At 39.2% G+C, this 16,868-nt stretch carries 15 protein-coding genes; 12 read left to right on the forward strand and 3 right to left on the reverse strand.

Translation table 11 applies throughout. From position 1 onward, the window contains the following. Positions 1-15 precede the first annotated feature (15 nt). Entirely contained in the window at positions 16-927 is a 912-nt protein-coding gene (locus G7057_RS06595) for an exonuclease domain-containing protein (protein WP_166162169.1), read from the reverse strand. 93 nt (positions 928-1,020) lie between these two features. On the opposite strand from G7057_RS06595, the gene G7057_RS06600 reads away from it, so the two are divergent. From G7057_RS06600 to G7057_RS06610, 3 genes are all read left to right on the forward strand, one after another. Beyond that, positions 1,021-1,641, forward strand: coding sequence for a flavin reductase family protein (locus G7057_RS06600; protein ID WP_166162171.1), 621 nt, complete (start codon positions 1,021-1,023; stop codon positions 1,639-1,641). A 67-nt stretch (positions 1,642-1,708) separates the two neighbouring features. Continuing rightward, on the forward strand, positions 1,709-2,374 hold the full coding sequence (locus tag G7057_RS06605) for a rhamnogalacturonan acetylesterase (protein ID WP_166162173.1): 666 nt from the start codon (positions 1,709-1,711) through the stop codon (positions 2,372-2,374). Between the two features lie 17 nt (positions 2,375-2,391). Continuing rightward, positions 2,392-3,237 (forward strand): sugar phosphate isomerase/epimerase family protein, encoded by an 846-nt coding sequence (locus tag G7057_RS06610; protein ID WP_166162175.1) that lies wholly within the window; start codon positions 2,392-2,394, stop codon positions 3,235-3,237. A 48-nt stretch (positions 3,238-3,285) separates the two neighbouring features. Here the strand turns inward: G7057_RS06610 and G7057_RS06615 are convergent, their stop codons facing one another. After that, complete coding sequence (locus G7057_RS06615; RefSeq protein WP_166162177.1) at positions 3,286-4,200, reverse strand: carbohydrate ABC transporter permease; 915 nt, start codon at positions 4,198-4,200, stop codon at positions 3,286-3,288. 428 nt (positions 4,201-4,628) lie between these two features. On the opposite strand from G7057_RS06615, the gene G7057_RS06620 reads away from it, so the two are divergent. The 5 genes from G7057_RS06620 to G7057_RS06640 all read left to right on the forward strand — a co-directional run bounded on the left by G7057_RS06620 (position 4,629) and on the right by G7057_RS06640 (position 9,429). Beyond that, positions 4,629-5,600, forward strand: coding sequence for an ABC transporter permease (locus G7057_RS06620; RefSeq protein ID WP_227004552.1), 972 nt, complete (start codon positions 4,629-4,631; stop codon positions 5,598-5,600). A gap of 28 nt (positions 5,601-5,628) precedes the next feature. Beyond that, positions 5,629-6,276 carry a YesL family protein gene (locus G7057_RS06625; RefSeq protein ID WP_166162179.1) on the forward strand — a complete coding sequence of 216 codons (648 nt, stop codon included), beginning with the start codon at positions 5,629-5,631 and terminating at the stop codon, positions 6,274-6,276. Between the two features lies 1 nt (position 6,277). Then, entirely contained in the window at positions 6,278-7,822 is a 1,545-nt protein-coding gene (locus G7057_RS06630; protein WP_166162181.1) for an extracellular solute-binding protein, read from the forward strand. Positions 7,823-7,903: 81 nt separating this feature from the next. Next, a complete protein-coding gene (locus G7057_RS06635; protein WP_227004553.1) occupies positions 7,904-9,016 on the forward strand; it encodes a glycoside hydrolase family 88/105 protein in 1,113 nt (370 codons plus the stop codon). 14 nt (positions 9,017-9,030) lie between these two features. Beyond that, positions 9,031-9,429 (forward strand): DUF4064 domain-containing protein, encoded by a 399-nt coding sequence (locus G7057_RS06640; RefSeq protein ID WP_166162183.1) that lies wholly within the window; start codon positions 9,031-9,033, stop codon positions 9,427-9,429. 42 nt (positions 9,430-9,471) lie between these two features. On the opposite strand, the gene G7057_RS06645 is transcribed toward G7057_RS06640, so the two are convergent. Further along, positions 9,472-11,769: a helix-turn-helix domain-containing protein gene (locus tag G7057_RS06645; RefSeq protein WP_166162185.1), complete on the reverse strand. Its 2,298-nt coding sequence runs from the start codon at positions 11,767-11,769 to the stop codon at positions 9,472-9,474. 305 nt (positions 11,770-12,074) lie between these two features. Here G7057_RS06645 and G7057_RS06650 point away from each other — a divergent pair, with 305 nt between their 5' ends. Genes G7057_RS06650 through G7057_RS06665 form a run of 4 tightly spaced genes read left to right on the forward strand, consistent with a single transcriptional unit; the run spans position 12,075 to position 16,865 of the window. Next, entirely contained in the window at positions 12,075-13,412 is a 1,338-nt protein-coding gene (locus G7057_RS06650; protein WP_227004699.1) for a glycoside hydrolase family 28 protein, read from the forward strand. 24 nt (positions 13,413-13,436) lie between these two features. Further along, entirely contained in the window at positions 13,437-14,342 is a 906-nt protein-coding gene (locus G7057_RS06655; protein WP_166162189.1) for a dienelactone hydrolase family protein, read from the forward strand. Then, a complete protein-coding gene (locus G7057_RS06660) occupies positions 14,339-15,313 on the forward strand; it encodes a pectinesterase family protein (RefSeq protein WP_227004554.1) in 975 nt (324 codons plus the stop codon). The genes G7057_RS06655 and G7057_RS06660 overlap by 4 nt, the downstream gene beginning before the upstream one ends. Beyond that, complete coding sequence (locus G7057_RS06665) at positions 15,297-16,865, forward strand: glycoside hydrolase family 43 protein (RefSeq protein WP_227004555.1); 1,569 nt, start codon at positions 15,297-15,299, stop codon at positions 16,863-16,865. The genes G7057_RS06660 and G7057_RS06665 overlap by 17 nt, the downstream gene beginning before the upstream one ends. Positions 16,866-16,868 lie beyond the last annotated feature (3 nt).

Here is a 16,868-nt window from a genome sequence, read left to right on the forward strand (position 1 = left end):
CAAACGTCTCAACTCCTATTTGATTAGCAAGCGAAAGTCATCTTCAGATAGGAGATGGATATTTCGGCCTTGGCCTTGTAATTCGCGCACCATTTGAATTTTGCGACTTTCTAATGCGGTGCCGATTTTTTGCCAATCACTCATAGCAACTACCACATAGGTGGTTTCGTAGCTGAGTTGGCTGTCAAAATAGCCGCCAGCATTGGCAACAATTTGAGCGGCGTCGTCACGCTTAATGCCTTTTAGACGTCCGGTAAAGCACACATGTTTTTTATAAAAAGGATGACTAGGGTCAAAAGACTGGCTAGTTGGTTGAATCAGTGAGCGTTTCGGCGCAGGTTGACGGCGACTAGTTGCTTTAACAGGCCCGAAACGGTGAGAAAATAGTTTTCCCATCTGGTAGTTATGTTCAGTTAAAAAACGTTCAATGTCACCATCATAAGGACGCAAGAGGCGATTGGCAACTAAGCCGCATGCTTTTGCATCATCACCAGCATGGTGGTGGTGATCAATGGTTAAATCGTAATAAGCTAGTACACTTACTAGGCTGTTACTTGATAAATCGAGCAAGCGCTTGGCCATGGCACAACTACAAAAATAGTCATTTTCTAATTTAGGTAAATGATACCGTTCGATTGTTTTTTGCAAGCAGTTCACATCAAACGGGGCATAGTGAGCCACTAGCGGGTTGTCACCGATAAAGCCACGAATCTCATCATAAATTTGATCAAAACGAGGTGCATGGTGGACATCTTCTGGATAAATACCGTGAACAGCAATATTAGATGAATAAAACGGCTGCAAGGGATTGATTAACTGGTAGTAACGGTCAACTTCTTTTCCATTCGAAAAGCGACTCATCCCGATGGAGCAAATACTGTCTCCGCGGTTATTGGAGGTTTCGAAGTCAAGTGCGATAAAATCCAATTAAGCTCCCTCTTTCTAAATAAGTGTTAATCCCATTATACCGCACTTTATTTTGTTATAATAGAATTATTCAAACAGACAGGAGCTGGTGACATGCACCATTATTCAATAGAAGAGTTAGATAATAGTCGAATGTATAAAATGATTTCCGGAAGCATTATTCCGCGTGCCATCGGATGGATTACGACATTAGATGAAGAGAGTGAAGTCGTTAATGCTGCGCCATTTAGTTTTACAAGTGGTGTATCCAATGAAATGCCACTCATTTCAATGGCTATTTTAAGAAAAAATGGCGAAACTAAGGATTCTGCTCGCAACTTGCTTAAGTATAAAAATGGTGTTGTTCATATTGTGAGTGCCGATATTGTTGACGAAATGAACGAAACAGCTGCTAACTTAAAGGCAGACGAAAGTGAACTGGATCGCACCAACCTCCATTTAATTCCTAGTACTCGTGTCAAAACACCTGGTATTAAAGAAGCTAAAATTAGAATGGAAGTAACCGTTTATGATTATCATCCGGTCAAAGACCGTGCTGGTAAGATTGTGACCGACTTTTTCTTCTTAGAAGTCACCGATTTTCATTTTGATGAGGCAGTCTTTGATGTCGAAAAAGAATACATTAGCGTTGAAGCCTTACAACCTGTAGCGCGTTTGGCCGGACCTTATTATGCAACGTTGGACGATGTTTATCGCAAAGATCGCCCACAATAACAGAAGATGATTATTTACATTATCCCTCTTTTTAGCTAAGGTTTAGGAAAGGAGGGATTATGAATTCATGATACAAGAAAACCAACAGGCCATTTATATTATTGGCGATTCAACTGCTGCAGAAAAGACAGCCGATAAACGACCTGAAACAGGATGGGGCGAGTATATTGCCGATTATTTAGAGGGTTCTTATGAAATCCATAACCATGCTATGAATGGTCGTTCCACGCTGTCGTTTTTAGCAGAAGGCTTATTTGATGCAGTTGAAAATCAGTTGAAGGCTGGGGATTACCTGATTATCCAATTTGGCCACAATGATCAGAAGAAAGAGGATCCGAGCCGATATGCAGATCCTTACGGTAGTTATCAAGACCATATTCGCCATTATGTTGACCGTGCACGTCAAAAAGGTGCGACGCCGATTATTCTATCATCTATTACACGTCGGGATTTTATAGACGGTCAGGTTAATGCTGATATATTGGGCGAGTATCCAAGGTCAGCAATGGGATTGGCTAGCGAACTCGAGTTAGCTCATGCGGATATCTTTAAAAAAACACAAGCCTATATTAGCCAACTTGGTGAGGACGAGTCAAAATCACTCTACCTTCATTTAGAAGCTGGCGCTCACCCCAACTATCCAGACGGAATCAGTGATAATACGCATCTGAATGTAAACGGTGCCAAAAAGATTGCTGAACTTATCGCGGAAGAACTAAATTTAATTTTATAAGGAGGAATGTTAGAACAATGACAGCAGTAGACTTACAACTGGGTATTCGTGCCCACGATTTAGGCCAACTTCCCATCGAAGAATTAACGGATAAGATGATTGATTATGGCTTTAATCATGCCCACTTCGCAATTAAAAAATCCTTTCCCCATAGTGTGCCATCGGTTCAACAGATGACGCCTGGAACAGCTAACTATATTCATCAGCATTTTGCTAAAAAGGGAATTAAATTATCAATACTGGGAAGTTATGTGAATTTATCATCGTTAGATTTGGCTGTTCGAAAACAAGCGATTGCTGATTTTAAGAGTCATATCTATTTGGCTCATGAATTTGGTGCCGCTATGGTGGCAACCGAAACGGGTTCAGTTGGAAATGGTTATACAACTGATAACTTTACAGAAGAAGCCTATCAGATTGCCTTAGAATCAGTTAGAGAGATTGTTAAAGAAGCTGAACAATTTGGCGTAACGGTAGCGATTGAGGCAGGAATCAACCATCCGATTCATACAGCTGCCTTATTAAGACGACTGGTGGATGAAGTAAATTCGCCTAATATTAAAGTGATTTTAGATTGTGCTAATTTAATGGCTGTCGATAATTACGAGCGCCAAGAAGACGTTATTAATGAGGCACTTAGCCTATTAGATAAGTATATTATTGCCCTTCATATTAAAGATTTCATCGTTGAAGATGGAAAAATTAAAATCGTGCCAGTTGGCCATGGGTGGATGAATTACGAGGCTATTTTACGTTACGCTAAGTATCAAAAGCCACATATTTTTACTTCACTAGAAGCAACAACGGAACCTCATTTAACCGATAGTATTGCTCTTATTCAGGGCATCTACAACAAACTATAAAAAAGTCACCTGCTGGGGAGCAGGTGACTTTTTCATGGGGTAAACAGATTAACCTTTAACCGATCCAACCATAGCACCTTTTACAAAGTACTTTTGAACAAAAGGATAAGCAATTAACATCGGTAAAGTTGCAATAATGATAACAGCCATCTTAACTGATTGAGCAGGTGGAACAACATCAACCACTGATGCGTCAGCGTTCAGGCCACTTGAAACTAAAACGATTTGGCGAAGTAGCACTTGAACAGGCCATTTAGAAGAGTCATTAATATAGAGAATAGCAGATTGGTAAGTGTTCCAGTAGTTTACCGCATAGAATAGAGAGATTGTGGCAATTGATGGTAAGGATAGGGGTAAAATAATTCTAAAGAAGACCCCTAAGTCTGTACAACCATCCATTTTGGCAGATTCTTCTAAACTATCCGGAATCCCTTGGAAGAAGTTACGCATGATAATCATATTATAAGCACTAACTGCACCTGGTAAAATTAATGACCAAATGGAATCAATCAGTCCTAAGTTGTTAACAACTAAGAAAGTAGGAATCATACCACCACTAAATAACATAGTAAAGACAACCAAGAAGTTAACAAAACTTCTACCATGTAAATAGCGACGTGATAGAGCATAGGCCATAAATGATGTGAGAACCATACTAATAAATGTTCCGACAATGGTTACAAAAAGAGAAACGCCGATACTTTTAAAGATAGTGGGTGTCGATAAGATGTAACGATAAGCATCAAGTGAAAATGTTCTTGGGAAAAGAATAAAGGTACGAGTCGTAATTTCAGCAGGTGTTGCAAATGATGTTGCTAAGATATTAATAAATGGAACTAAGCACAGTAAAGAGAAAATAGTCAAAAATATAATGTTGACGATATCAAAGGCCTTTTCTCCTTTTGAGGCATATCTCCATTTATTAGCATCTTTTAAGCTAACTTTAGTTTTATTCTTGCTCATGTTTATACCTCCGTATAAGATTGATAGTCTAGTGTCATCGAGACGTTACTTGGATTATTATTTTTGCCGAAATAAAAATACAAAACGTTTACAGTTAAACTTTATCACGATGATGAGATGACGTAAATAATCAACAAACCACAAGGCCCATAAAACAAGTAAATGAGGTTGAAGAGTGGCGACTAAAATAAGATAATCATCTGGAAAATCCAACCTTATAAATGAGAATATGATACCGCTTACTCAAATAAAGCCTTCAAAATGGCGTAGTACCAACTAAAAAAAGGTAGCGCTTACACTAATCATGAAATGATTATTTCTGTAATGGCTATAATTGTGTAGGATAAATGTAGCCGAAATGAAACAAACGATTCACAACATACTATTCAATTATATTTCTATTAAATGATCGTTAGGAGGCATCCGTTTTGGAAAAAGCAACAGTAACAGCGACACCATTTCAACGGACAAAAAAAGAACTAAATGCACGTAAGCGCAAGAAAATGTGGGCGCAAATTAAATCAAATAAATATCTCTACTTAATGTTATTACCCGGCGTATTGTATTTTATTATTTTTAAATACTTGCCTATGGGTGGGTTGGTTATTGCCTTTCAAGATTATCAACCTTGGGCTGGGATTTCAGGAAGTCCATTTGTTGGCTTGAAACACTTTATTCGACTATTCACTGAAGATACCTTCATGATGCTGATGAGAAATACACTAGCCATATTTGCTCTTAATATCGTCTTCTCTTTCCCGTTTCCGATTCTACTTTCTCTCTTATTAAATGAATTGAGAAGTGACAAGATGAAAAAGGGTATTCAGACCATTATCTATCTGCCTCACTTTATGTCATGGGTAATCGTTGTTTCGATTTTCTATGTCTTATTAACAACAGAGGGCGGTGTGATTAACAATATTATTGTCGCAAACGGTGGACAACGCGTTTCCTTCCTGACAGAAGCAGCTTGGCTGAGACCGATGTATACCTTCCAACAAATTTGGAAAGGTGCAGGTTGGGGAACAATCGTTTACTTAGCAGCCATAACTAATGTGGATGAACAACTTTATGAAGCAGCAGATATGGATGGTGCTAATCGTTTTAGAAAAATTTGGCATATTACCTTGCCAGCCATTCGTCCAACCATCATTACCTTGTTAATTTTAAAAATTGGTGATGTTTTGGAATTAGGTTTTGAGCATATGTTCCTCTTAATGAACTCGATGAATAAGGAAGTCGCTCAAATATTTGATACCTTTGTCTATACAGCAGGTATTCAAAATGGTCAGTTAAGTTACTCAACAGCAGTAGGTTTGTTTAAAGGATTAGTTGGTCTGGTATTAGTTGTTGGCGCTAATAAGTTAGCAAAGAAATTAGGCGAAGACGGCGTTTACTAATTCATAGTCCTAAGAGGGGAGAAGAACAGTGCAAACATTAAACAAAATCGATAAACTTAACCATTATTTGATTGGGTTTTGGAAAATAATCTATCTGAATATGTTATGGCTGTTGTTCTCCTTATTAGGGTTAGGACTTTTTGGAGTGGGACCAGCGACTTATGCAGTAACAAAATATGTATTTAGGTGGTTGCATTTCAAAGAAGAACCAGCTGTTTTTCAAACAATTTGGGACTATTATCGAGAGAATTTCAAGCAGTCTAATATAGTGAGCTGGTTATTGATGGTAATCCTGCTAATAGTAACGATTAATCTTTTCAACGTGACGCAGTGGTACCTTCAAGTCGCTAATATACTAGTCTTATTAATGACTATCGTAGGCGGCACCCATTTGTTTAACGTAATGGCAGCCTTAGATTTTGATAATCTAAGAGATCAAATCCGAGCATCTCTGATGATGGGATTTGGTTACTTGCATTACACCATAATTTTGTGGTCAATAGTAATTGGGGTATACTATCTATTGTCCGCTACCTATCCAAGTCTAATATTCCTTTTTGGAAACGGATTCATCATCTTTTTAATCAGCTTTGTTGGAACTGTGATTGTAAAAGATTTTGAAAAAGTGACAAAAGAGGATGAAGAAATAAAAAAAAATTACTCAAAGGAGAGTTAAAATGAGCATAATCAAAAATGGTAAATTTTATACAGGTATTCTAACAGCTAGTTTATTACTAGCTGCTTGTGGGGGAAGTGGTAGTGAGACAGATTCAGCTACTGGCGGAAGCAGCTCTAAAGATAAGGAATCTTCTGAAACAGTAAGCTCAAAAGATACTATTTCATGGATGGCAATGTTGCATACGCCAACACCACCAAGTGGCGATGTTGAAGGATTGTTGGAAGATTATACTGGCGTAGACATTGAATTTAACTGGGTACCAGATGCATCTAAGGAAGAGCGTATTAACGCTGCTCTAGCATCAAATACACTAGCGGATGTTGTGTCATTAACACAAATTTCAAATACAACAGTACGCCAAGCATTAGGATCTGGCCTGTTCTGGGACGTTGAGCCTTATTTAGCAGACTATGAAAACTTAGCAGCGATTAGTGAAGCGACATTGGATGCGGCGCGAATTGGCGGCAAGGTATACGGTGTTCCTTTCCAAAAACCAATTGCACGTTATGGAACATTGGTGCGCAAGGATTGGTTAGACAACTTGGGATTGGAAGTGCCTCATACACTTGATGAGTTACGTGAAGTGGCACGTGCCTTTACAGAAGACGATCCAGATGGTAACGGTGTAGATGATACGGTTGGTTTTGTAGAACGTGCAGAGGCATTTGCCGTTGGTTTCCGTAACTTAACAGGTTACTTTGGAGCAGATAACTTCTTCACTGTGACAGAAGATAACAAAGTTATGCCATCATTCATGCAAGATGAATTTAAAGAAGCAATGGAATGGTACCGTGATATTTATGCAAATGGTTGGATGAACTCAGACTTTGCAGTTATGGCAAAAAATGATCAAAAAGATTACATTGTTAACGGAAAGGGCGGAATTGTCTTCTCTGGTTTGTTTGATGGAAACAACTATTTAACAGCAGCAGCAGGAACACCACAAGAAGAAGTAATGGATTGGGCATTAATTAATGATATGACTTATGGTGATGTAGACCGTCGTGTTCTTTCTGATACCAATGGTGGTATGGGTGGCTGGTTAGCTATTCCGAAAACAAATATTGAAACAGAAGAGGATCTACGCGTTGTCCTACAATTTATCAATGACTTGATAGACGAAGAACCATTTACATTGATGACACAAGGTATTGAAGGCGTTCACTACGAAGTTAGCAGTGAAGGCGTTTATGAACGTTTGGATGATACATTATGGCAACAAGAAGTTCAACCATTCTCAAGCTCTCGTCCATCAGAAGCTGTTATGACCTTTAAATCTAGCTCAGAGTTAACAAACCTTGCTAATGAATTAATTGCAGAAAATGCTGATTACGCTATTACAAACCCAGCACAATCATTGGATTCTGAAACATATACAGCAGAGTGGAGCACACTTAGCGAAGGAATCGAAGATGCCTTCTACAAATATATGATGGGTAATATTGAAATGGCTGACTTTGAAGCAGCAATTGAAACATTCCTAAACACAGGTGGCCAAGCAGTTATCGATGAATTTACAGCTAGCTACGCTAAAAATAACTAAATAACTAACATCTAATATGGCTTCCTTTCCAATTATTGGAAGGGAAGCTCTTTTATTAACTTACAATCGGAGGGTATATTGATGCTATCAACAAAAATAATGACGACACTATTGGAACGCTATCCTATTTTAGCTGAAAGTCATAACTATAAGGGTAAATGGTCGTATGATTATGGGGTTATTTTACGAGGTGTCTTAGCAGTCTTGAAGGAAGAGGAGCGCCCAGAATATATCGCTTATGTAGCCGATAATATGGACTACTTTATTGAAGAAGATGGCACTATTTCACGCTATAACTACGATGCGATGAACATCGACCACATTAATAATGGTAAAATTCTATTTTTCTTATATGAACAAACAAAGGAAGAGAAATATAAGATTGCTTTAGATCGTTTATTTGACCAGTTGGCTCATATGCCGCGTACATCTGAGGGAGGCTTCTGGCATAAACAAATTTACCCTTATCAAATGTGGCTAGATGGTTTGTATATGGGGGCACCATTTTATGCTGAATACCTCGTTCGATTTAAAGACGGAGAAGGCTTAGACGATGTTGTTAAACAATTTGAACTTTGTTACCGCCATACATTGGATGAGAAGACTGGCTTGCTTTACCATGCCTGGGATGAAAAGAGAGAGCAAGAATGGGCTGATCCACAAACAGGTCTTTCTCAGAACTTCTGGGGCCGTTCGATTGGTTGGTATATGATGGCTCTCGTTGATGTCATTGAATTATTAGCTGAAAGTTATGAAAAACGCCACATTCTGATTGATCAATATCGTAAGTTATTACAAGCACTTAAAGCCGTTCAAGACCCAAAAGCTAAAGTATGGTATCAAGTATTAGATAAGGGTCAAGAAAGAGGTAATTATTTAGAATCATCTGCGTCTAGCATGATTGTTTATGCCGCAGCAAAAGGCTACGATATGGGACTTCTTGATGATAGTTGGTTGGCATTTATTCAAGATAGCTTCCAAGGCTTGCAAGATGAATTTATTTTTTATACAAAAGAAGACTGGGTGAACTTAACACGTTCTTGTGAGGTAGCTGGTTTAGGCGGAGCCGATAAGCGTGATGGAAGCTATGTGTATTACATTAGTGAACCAATTATTACCAATGACTTCAAAGGATACGGCGCTTGTCTACAAGCAGCTGTGTATGCAGAAAAAGTACTGAATAAAGCCAACTAGAAAGAGGAATAGGTATGAATCGCAAACTAGAAAAAACGTTAGCTATAATAGGTGCTGGATTGGTGCTAGTATTGATGGGAGGATTTGCTTTAACGATTATGAATATTTCCTTTGATCAATTTGTCGAAGTGATTGCGCCTGCCTTCCAAGATAGCGTGGTAAATGTGGCATCAGAAGAGGGGTTTGAAACAGTCCGAACCTTAGCAGCTTGGTTTGCGGTGACAGCATTTGTAACCTTAGCTTTAGTATCGTTAGCCAATTTATTAATGAACCATTATCCTAAGCGGGCAGCCGTTTGCTATTTTGTAATAGGATTAGTTGTTTTGTTCGGCAGCCAGTTGATTGCTTATCCATTAGCCTTTATCTTCTTCGTTGTAGCAGCTTTGGCACTGTTGAGAAAAGAAACCGTATAACCAAATAAAGGCCAGTCTGAAAAAATCAGACTGGTCTTTATTTTATTCTGGTGTATGTTGTTTGCGATATTCACCCGGTGTCATATGTTCTTTTTTCTTAAAGGAACGAATGAAGTTTTGTGGGTTTCGATACTGTAGACGTTGTGAAATTTCCTTAACGGTAATATCAGTTTCGCGCAACCACTGCTTAGCAATATCGAAGCGGAAACCTGTTAAATAATCACTAAAGGTAATTCCGGTTTCTTTTTTGAAAATATTGCTTAGGTAGTTTGGATTGTAGTGAAGCCTATCGCCAATCGCCTCTAATGAAATATCTTCCGTATATTCTTCTTCAATAATCTTAATAATATTATCAGATAAACCTTGGAATTGCTCAGCAGTCTTTTCAAATATCTCTCGAGCGAGCGGTAAAATCGTGTCACACAATAACACGTTCTCAACTTCAGCAGGGTGCTTCCCTTCTAAAATCATGCTATACAACGCTACACCCTTATCTTGAGTCAAACTCGAAGCATTGGCTGACTGTGCCAGTTGCACTAAGTTTAATGTGAAGCGGAGCAAGGCTACTTGAATATTAATCGGATTGTTACTTGAACGGAAAATATCCTTTAATAGGGTTGTTCCTAATTCACTAGCTGTATCTACTTCACCTAAGCGAATGGCTTGGAAGAGTTGAGTCTCTAGTTCTTCTGGATAGCCCGTTACTTGGGGGACAGCAATCATACTTTCCACTTCATCGAAGAAAATGATGGCTTGATTACCCAATAAGAGATGATAAGTTAAAGTTTGTTTTCCTTTTTCTAAATTCTCTTTAGAAGCTAATAAATCTGTATAGAAAGGTGAAAAAGCTACACTGACAGAAATGCGCATATAGGTTCTTAAGGTATCAATAATGAGGTTAGCAAACTCCGTACATTTCTTCTTATTTGCTTCAGGATTCCCTTGATCTAAAGCAAGCAAGGTTACTTGCAGTTTATCATTTAAAACAACTGGTGTGAGACGACTGTCTGCAGGAATTAATTCACTAATCATTTGGTTAATTCCCACTAGGAAAACATCTTGATTTGTTAATTCGCGAGAACCGTAGTCATCAATTTGAATCAGCATGATGGTATAAATGTTGTTTGTTAGCTCTGGATAATGGTATAAATTCATTTTTTCTTTCAATTCGCTCTCGACAACGCGGTTGCGGTAAAGGTTACGCATAAATTGTTTTTCTAATTCAGGTTGATCACGCTCGTATAAGTTTTCCAATGTTTGCTTTTCCAATACAATAGCGTCCACTTGATCAGTGATAAATTCCCAATCGTTTACTCTCTCATCAGCAGAGGATGTAAAATTCAAGCGTGTTTTTAGCGTTTCAATCGGACGCGTGATTTTGTTAGCAATAAAGTAAGCAGCTAACCAACTCGCTGCTGTTATCATCAGCGCAAGAAAAATTAAACCATATCTCGTAAAGAGTAAGGCTTGATCAATTTCAGCACTTTCTAAAAAGGTGACATAGAGCCAATTGTTATAGTCTGACTTGGTATAAATCAAAGTGGATGAGGAAGAAGCTATTTCGATAATTCCAGATGAACGTTCATCGGAGGATTTTCGGATGTCTTCGATTAGCTGTTGGCTCAGCTCATCTTCAATTGGAGAACGTTCAATATTCGCAGAGAATAATAGGTCGTCATTACGATTTAAAATGAAAAATGGGCTGGAATCATTTGAAACATCTAATAAAGCTTGAATGCTCTTATTAGGGATTTCTGCAGATCCAACGGCTAACTTCTGAGTAGAGAAGACAGGCAGTAAACTAATCGATTGAATATAATCGTCACCTTTTATCCAATATAGGTTTTCTTCTCTTCCTTGGACGAAGTCTTCCTTAACTGTTTCAATTTCTTCTTCCGATAGCTGGGTTAATGTTCCTTCACGAACTTGCCAGCGTTGATCCAAACTAATAACGGAATAGACCGTTCCTGGCAGACTAAAAGTAGAAAAATAAGTGAGTTGAGAATTGATAGCACGATACTTTTGAAAATCTTGAATACCCATGGGTTGTTGGACCATATCGTAAAACTCATTGGTTGTACTATAAGCATTGTATAATTTTTCAATCGTCTGAATTTCTCGTTCAAAGGTATTTTTTAATTGATTTGTTGAAATAATTTTGCTGTCTTCTATATTGGTTTTAACAGAATCACGTGTTGATATATATAAAGCGGAAATGAAAAAAACAGCTAATGTCGTTGTAATAATAGCAATAACAAGGAAAATTTGGGTAAATGAGCTACCGTGTTTTCTAACAAAATCGACACGTGTTTTCTTCCATTTGGATAATAAGACCTTCATAGATAGACCTCCTTATAAGCATTCAAAAAACCATTATCAAAAATGATAACGGTTTAATAAAGCTAGTATAACACAATTATAAGTGTTCTGATGTCACGAATTTTTATAAGTGGGTAATCATTTACACAGACATAATCATTTTCAATGATAAATCTCAAGCTCATCCCTATCGCACGCCAACTATCCTTAAAAGATTATAGACGTAACCGCTTCCTAAAACTAAGCTGTAAGGGGTAACAAGCTAGGATAATTAGTAACTTTATCTGCTAGCTAATCACATTTAAGGAGAAGATATAGTCATGACTATTTTCAATATTTTGGATTATGGTGCCGTTGGTGATGGACAAACAGATGCGACAGAAAGTTTCAAGCAGGCCATTGCAGCAGCTGTTCAAGTAGGCGGTGGAACAATCTATGTGCCAAGTGGTATTTATAAAACGGGACCTATTCGTTTAGAGAGTCATATTTCGCTCGAAGTTAGTCCAGGCGCAACTTTGTCGTTTGTGACAAATCAAGATGCTTACCCCGTTGTTCATTCAAGATGGGAAGGGTGGACACAGGATGTGTATCAGTCTTGTATCTATGCGGAACATGCTGAAAATATAAAAATCTGTGGTGGCGGTATTATTGATGGTAATGGCGCTGAGTGGTGGGATCTATTCCGAAATCGCCGACAAGAATTACGTTATCCGAGACCAAAACTGATTAGTTTTGAACAATCAAATCGGATTACCATTCAAGATGTTGAGTTGCGTAACTCGCCAGCATGGACGATTAATCCGATTTTGTCTCATAACATTACGGTCGATAATGTGTCTATCATCAATCCAGCCGATTCACCAAATACGGACGGTATTGATCCGGAATCGTGTTCAAATGTCCGCATCTCCAACTGTAATATTGATGTGGGTGATGATTGTATCGCGATTAAGGCGGGAACAGAGGATGCACGTGAAAAAGTAGCTTGCGAGAACATTACGATTACAAACTGTACCATGATTCATGGTCATGGTGGTGTTGTTTTGGGTAGCGAGATGAGCGGAGACATCCGAAATGTGGTCATTTCAAATTGTATTTTCAAACAAACGGATAGAGGAATTCGTCTGAAGAGCCGTCGTGGTAGAGGTGGCGTGGTTGAAGACATTCGTGTTGATAATGTCATTATGGATGAGGTTATCTCGCCTTTCATTCTTAATCTCTATTATTTCTGTGGCCCTCGTGGTAAAGAAAAATACGTTTGGGACAAAAATCCTTATCCAATAACGGATGAGACGCCAACGTTTAGACGGATTCACTTTAACAATATTACCGCTCGAAATGTTCAAGGAGCAGCCGGCTTTATTTATGGATTGGCCGAAAATTATATTTCAGATATCAGTTTTAATAACATTTCTGTTGCCTTGGCAGAAGGTGTCGAGCCTGGACAGGTAGCAATGATGACGGGTCTAGATGATATGAATAATCGTGGTTTTTATGTAGGTAACGCGGAAGATGTGTTATTTAACCATGTGACCGTTGAAAACCATGAAGGACCGATGATTTATTTAGAAAATTGTCGAGATATCGTTGTTGAAAATAGTCATTCAAAACATACGAAACAAAAAGAAGAACTAGTCGTTGAAAAAAAAGTTGATTTTGCCTAAAGGGTAGAAGTGAGGGAATGTGTTATGGAAGCAGACCAATTATGGCGGTTATTGGGTGATTTGCCGCAACATCCGAGCTTATCAGCTGTGAAAATATCTGACGAACTGCACCCAGATGGCTATTATTTAGAAAAATGGTCGCTGGATTTGAATGGTGAAGAGATGGTTCCAGCATATGTTGCGCGTCCCATTAGCGTCAATGGTCGTGTGCCGTTAGTTCTTGTCAACCACTCGCATGGTGGTATGTATGACATGGGAAAAACAGAACTGCTTGAGCCGTCCCACTATTTACAATCGCCATCCTATGCTAAAACACTGACGGATATGGGCTATATTGCCGCTTGCATTGATATGTGGGGGTTCGGCGAACGCTCAGGCCGTAAGGAAAGTGAAATGGTGAAGGAAATGCTGTGGAAGGGTCAAGTTGTTTGGGGCATGATGCTCTACGATAATATGCGGTTTCTAGATATTTTGCTACAACGAGAAGATATTGATTCGAATCGTGTCGGCACGATGGGCATGTCAATGGGCGCTATGCAAGCGTGGTGGTTGGCTGCATTAGACCAACGAATAAAATTGGTTGTCGATATGGGTGGTCAAGTTGATGCCCATACGCTAATGGCAAATCGCTATCTTGATAAGCACGGCTTTTATTCGTATGTGCCTGGCTTATTGAAATATTTTGAAACAGCAGATATTCAAGAGCGGATCATTCCGCGCAAGCGCCTGACCTTAAATGGCGCATATGATCTGAATTGTCCTTTGGCCGGTGTGAAAAAGTTAGCAGTTAAATTAACAGAGGCTTACTCATCAGCAGGAGTTCCTAATCATTTCCAATCTTTATTATTTGGTTGTGGACACAAGGAAACTGCTGAAATGCGCTGGCACTGGCAACAGTTTTTCCAATCGGAATGGGGCGCTGACCAATGATTCTAGTTGGTAAAGCTCATTTTTGTCAGTTTAAGACGATTCAAAGTGCCGTTGATGCTCTTGAAAAACGTCCTCATCCACATTCAGATCGAACGATTTATATTTTAGAAGGCTACTATGAGGAGCAAGTGATGATTCAATCATCCCATCTTCATCTAAAGGGAATTGGACAGGTTGTGATTGATTATCACTTGAGTGCGAATCAGCTTGATGAAGATGGAGAACCATTAGGAACCTTTAAAACAGCCACCTTTTATCTAGCTGGTAGCCATCACTTAGTTGAGAATCTAACCATTATCAACTCGGCAGGCTATGGCGAACGTGTTGGACAAGCCATTGCGCTCTACGCTGATTGTGATGATACGGTCTTTCGTCAGTGCCGCATTATGGGCTATCAAGATACGCTATTTAGTGGACAGCTTCCAAGCAAACAAAAAGATGGAAGCGATTTTAAAACGATGGGTCATGACTTAGCTAAGCCCCGACACTATCGGCAGTATTACGAAGAGTGTTTGATTGCTGGTTCCGTTGATTTTATTTTTGGAGGCGCTCAGGCTTACTTTTATCGCTGTGAACTGCATAGTCGAAAGGAAGGCGAACGCCGCAATGGTTATATCACTGCAGCGTCAACACCTAAAGAACAAACGAATGGCTTTGTTTTTCAAGATTGCTTTTTGACTGCTGAAGAAGGGGTCAATCACGTTTACTTAGGTCGTCCTTGGCGGACTTATGCCAAAACAGTCTTTATAGACTGCCAATACGACTCCCATATTCATCCAGCTGGCTGGCATGACTGGTCAAAACCAAACAATCAGTTGACTGCCCGCTACTGTGAGTACAGTAAGCAAGCATTAGTAGAACGTGTAACTTGGGCAAAGCAATCAAAAGACCGCCCTCAAGATGATAAGCAATCGTTTTTCTCAGAAACTGATTTTATAAAAAGGATAGTGACATATGGAAAAGATGATTAAAAATCCTGTTTTACCTGGCTTTAATCCAGATCCCTGTATGATTCGTGTGGAAGATACTTACTACATCGCAGTGTCATCATTTGAATGGTTACCGGGTGTTCGTATTTATCAATCTCATGACTTAGTAAATTGGGACTATTGCACGGATGCTTTAACCGACCAAGTTGACTTAAGAGGGGATGCGACGGGTTGCGCCATTTGGGCACCGCAGCTGTCTTATGCGGATGGCCAGTTTCATTTACTGTATACCGATGTGAAAACGTCTGTCCGTCCCTTCAAGGACACGCCGAATTATTTGATTTCGGCACCGTCGATTCACGGGCCTTGGTCAGAACCGATATATTTGAATAGTAGTGGGTTTGACCCATCGCTATTCCATGATGACGATGGCCGCAAATGGTTGTCTAATGCCTTATGGGATTACCGAATGACGACACCAAACAAATCGTCAGGAATTGTTATTCAAGAATATGACCCAGAATTACAACAACTAGTGGGCGAACCACTAAAGATTTTTGATTGTACAGAGTTAGGTAAAACAGAGGCTCCGCATATTTATAAAATAAATGGCTATTATTACTTAATTATGGCAGAAGGCGGAACGGGCAGTGGTCATGCCGTGACGATTGCTCGATCAAAATCAGTAACCGGACCTTACGAGCTAGATCCGCATTATCCAATGATGACGGCTAGTCAACATCCTGAGTCACCGATTCAATGTTCAGGACATGCGAGTCTTGTCGAAACGCCAGATGGTGAGTGGTATATCGCTCATCTAGGAACGCGTCCATTAAAGGACCAACGTGCCATTTTAGGACGAGAAACATTTATCCAAAAAGTTGTTTGGGATGAAGATGGGTGGTTGCGACTAGCACATGGTGGTGTTGTGCCAGCAGTTGAGGTCGAAGCGCCAATTAGCTTTAACGGAGAGGTTCGTGCTTATGAGCATGACTTCCACGATGATTTTTCAAGTCCAAACTTAAAAGAAAATTGGAACAGTTTGCGGATGATGCCGAATGAAGAATGGTGCTCGTTAACGGAACGCGCTAATTATTTAAGGCTATACGGAGGCGAGTCGCTACACAGTTTATTTAAGCATCATTTATTAGCTATTCGTCAAACCGATTTTAACTTTAAGGCAACAACAAAAGTGATTTTCGAGCCAACGCTCTTTTTACAAATGGCAGGATTGATTTTATTTTTAAATGCGGAACATTATCTCTATGCCTATATTACCCATGAAGATGGGCGATATATTTTACGTGTGATTAAGGCGAATGGCGAGGTAACGGTAACCGATACAGTTGTGGAATTGCCGGAAGATATATCAGCTGGCATTGTCCTTTCAGTTGAGGTAGCAGGTGAAGAAGCTGTATTTAGCTATCAAACAGCTAGCCAAACAGAGGCAGCCGTTCTTTATAAAGAAACAGACTTGTCCTTCTTGTCAGGCGGATTTACTGGGAATTATGTGGGAATTGCCTGTCATGATATGAACCAATACAAAGGCTGCTATGCCGATTTTGAATACTTTGACTATAAAACAACAAACTAATTT

This window comes from Jeotgalibaca arthritidis (assembly GCF_011100465.1).
Lineage (GTDB): Bacteria > Bacillota > Bacilli > Lactobacillales > Aerococcaceae > Jeotgalibaca > Jeotgalibaca arthritidis.

Bases quoted from the DNA above. Each gene is read 5' to 3' on its own strand.
- G7057_RS06600 (WP_166162171.1), top strand. From the start codon at position 1,021: ATGCACCATTATTCAATAGAAGAGTTAGATAATAGTCGAATGTATAAA.
- G7057_RS06605 (WP_166162173.1), top strand. From the start codon at position 1,709: ATGATACAAGAAAACCAACAGGCCATTTATATTATTGGCGATTCAACT.
- G7057_RS06610 (WP_166162175.1), top strand. From the start codon at position 2,392: ATGACAGCAGTAGACTTACAACTGGGTATTCGTGCCCACGATTTAGGC.
- G7057_RS06615 (WP_166162177.1), bottom strand. From the start codon at position 4,200: ATGAGCAAGAATAAAACTAAAGTTAGCTTAAAAGATGCTAATAAATGG.
- G7057_RS06630 (WP_166162181.1), top strand. From the start codon at position 6,278: ATGAGCATAATCAAAAATGGTAAATTTTATACAGGTATTCTAACAGCT.
- G7057_RS06635 (WP_227004553.1), top strand. From the start codon at position 7,904: ATGCTATCAACAAAAATAATGACGACACTATTGGAACGCTATCCTATT.
- G7057_RS06640 (WP_166162183.1), top strand. From the start codon at position 9,031: ATGAATCGCAAACTAGAAAAAACGTTAGCTATAATAGGTGCTGGATTG.
- G7057_RS06645 (WP_166162185.1), bottom strand. From the start codon at position 11,769: ATGAAGGTCTTATTATCCAAATGGAAGAAAACACGTGTCGATTTTGTT.
- G7057_RS06655 (WP_166162189.1), top strand. From the start codon at position 13,437: ATGGAAGCAGACCAATTATGGCGGTTATTGGGTGATTTGCCGCAACAT.
- G7057_RS06660 (WP_227004554.1), top strand. From the start codon at position 14,339: ATGATTCTAGTTGGTAAAGCTCATTTTTGTCAGTTTAAGACGATTCAA.
- G7057_RS06665 (WP_227004555.1), top strand. From the start codon at position 15,297: ATGGAAAAGATGATTAAAAATCCTGTTTTACCTGGCTTTAATCCAGAT.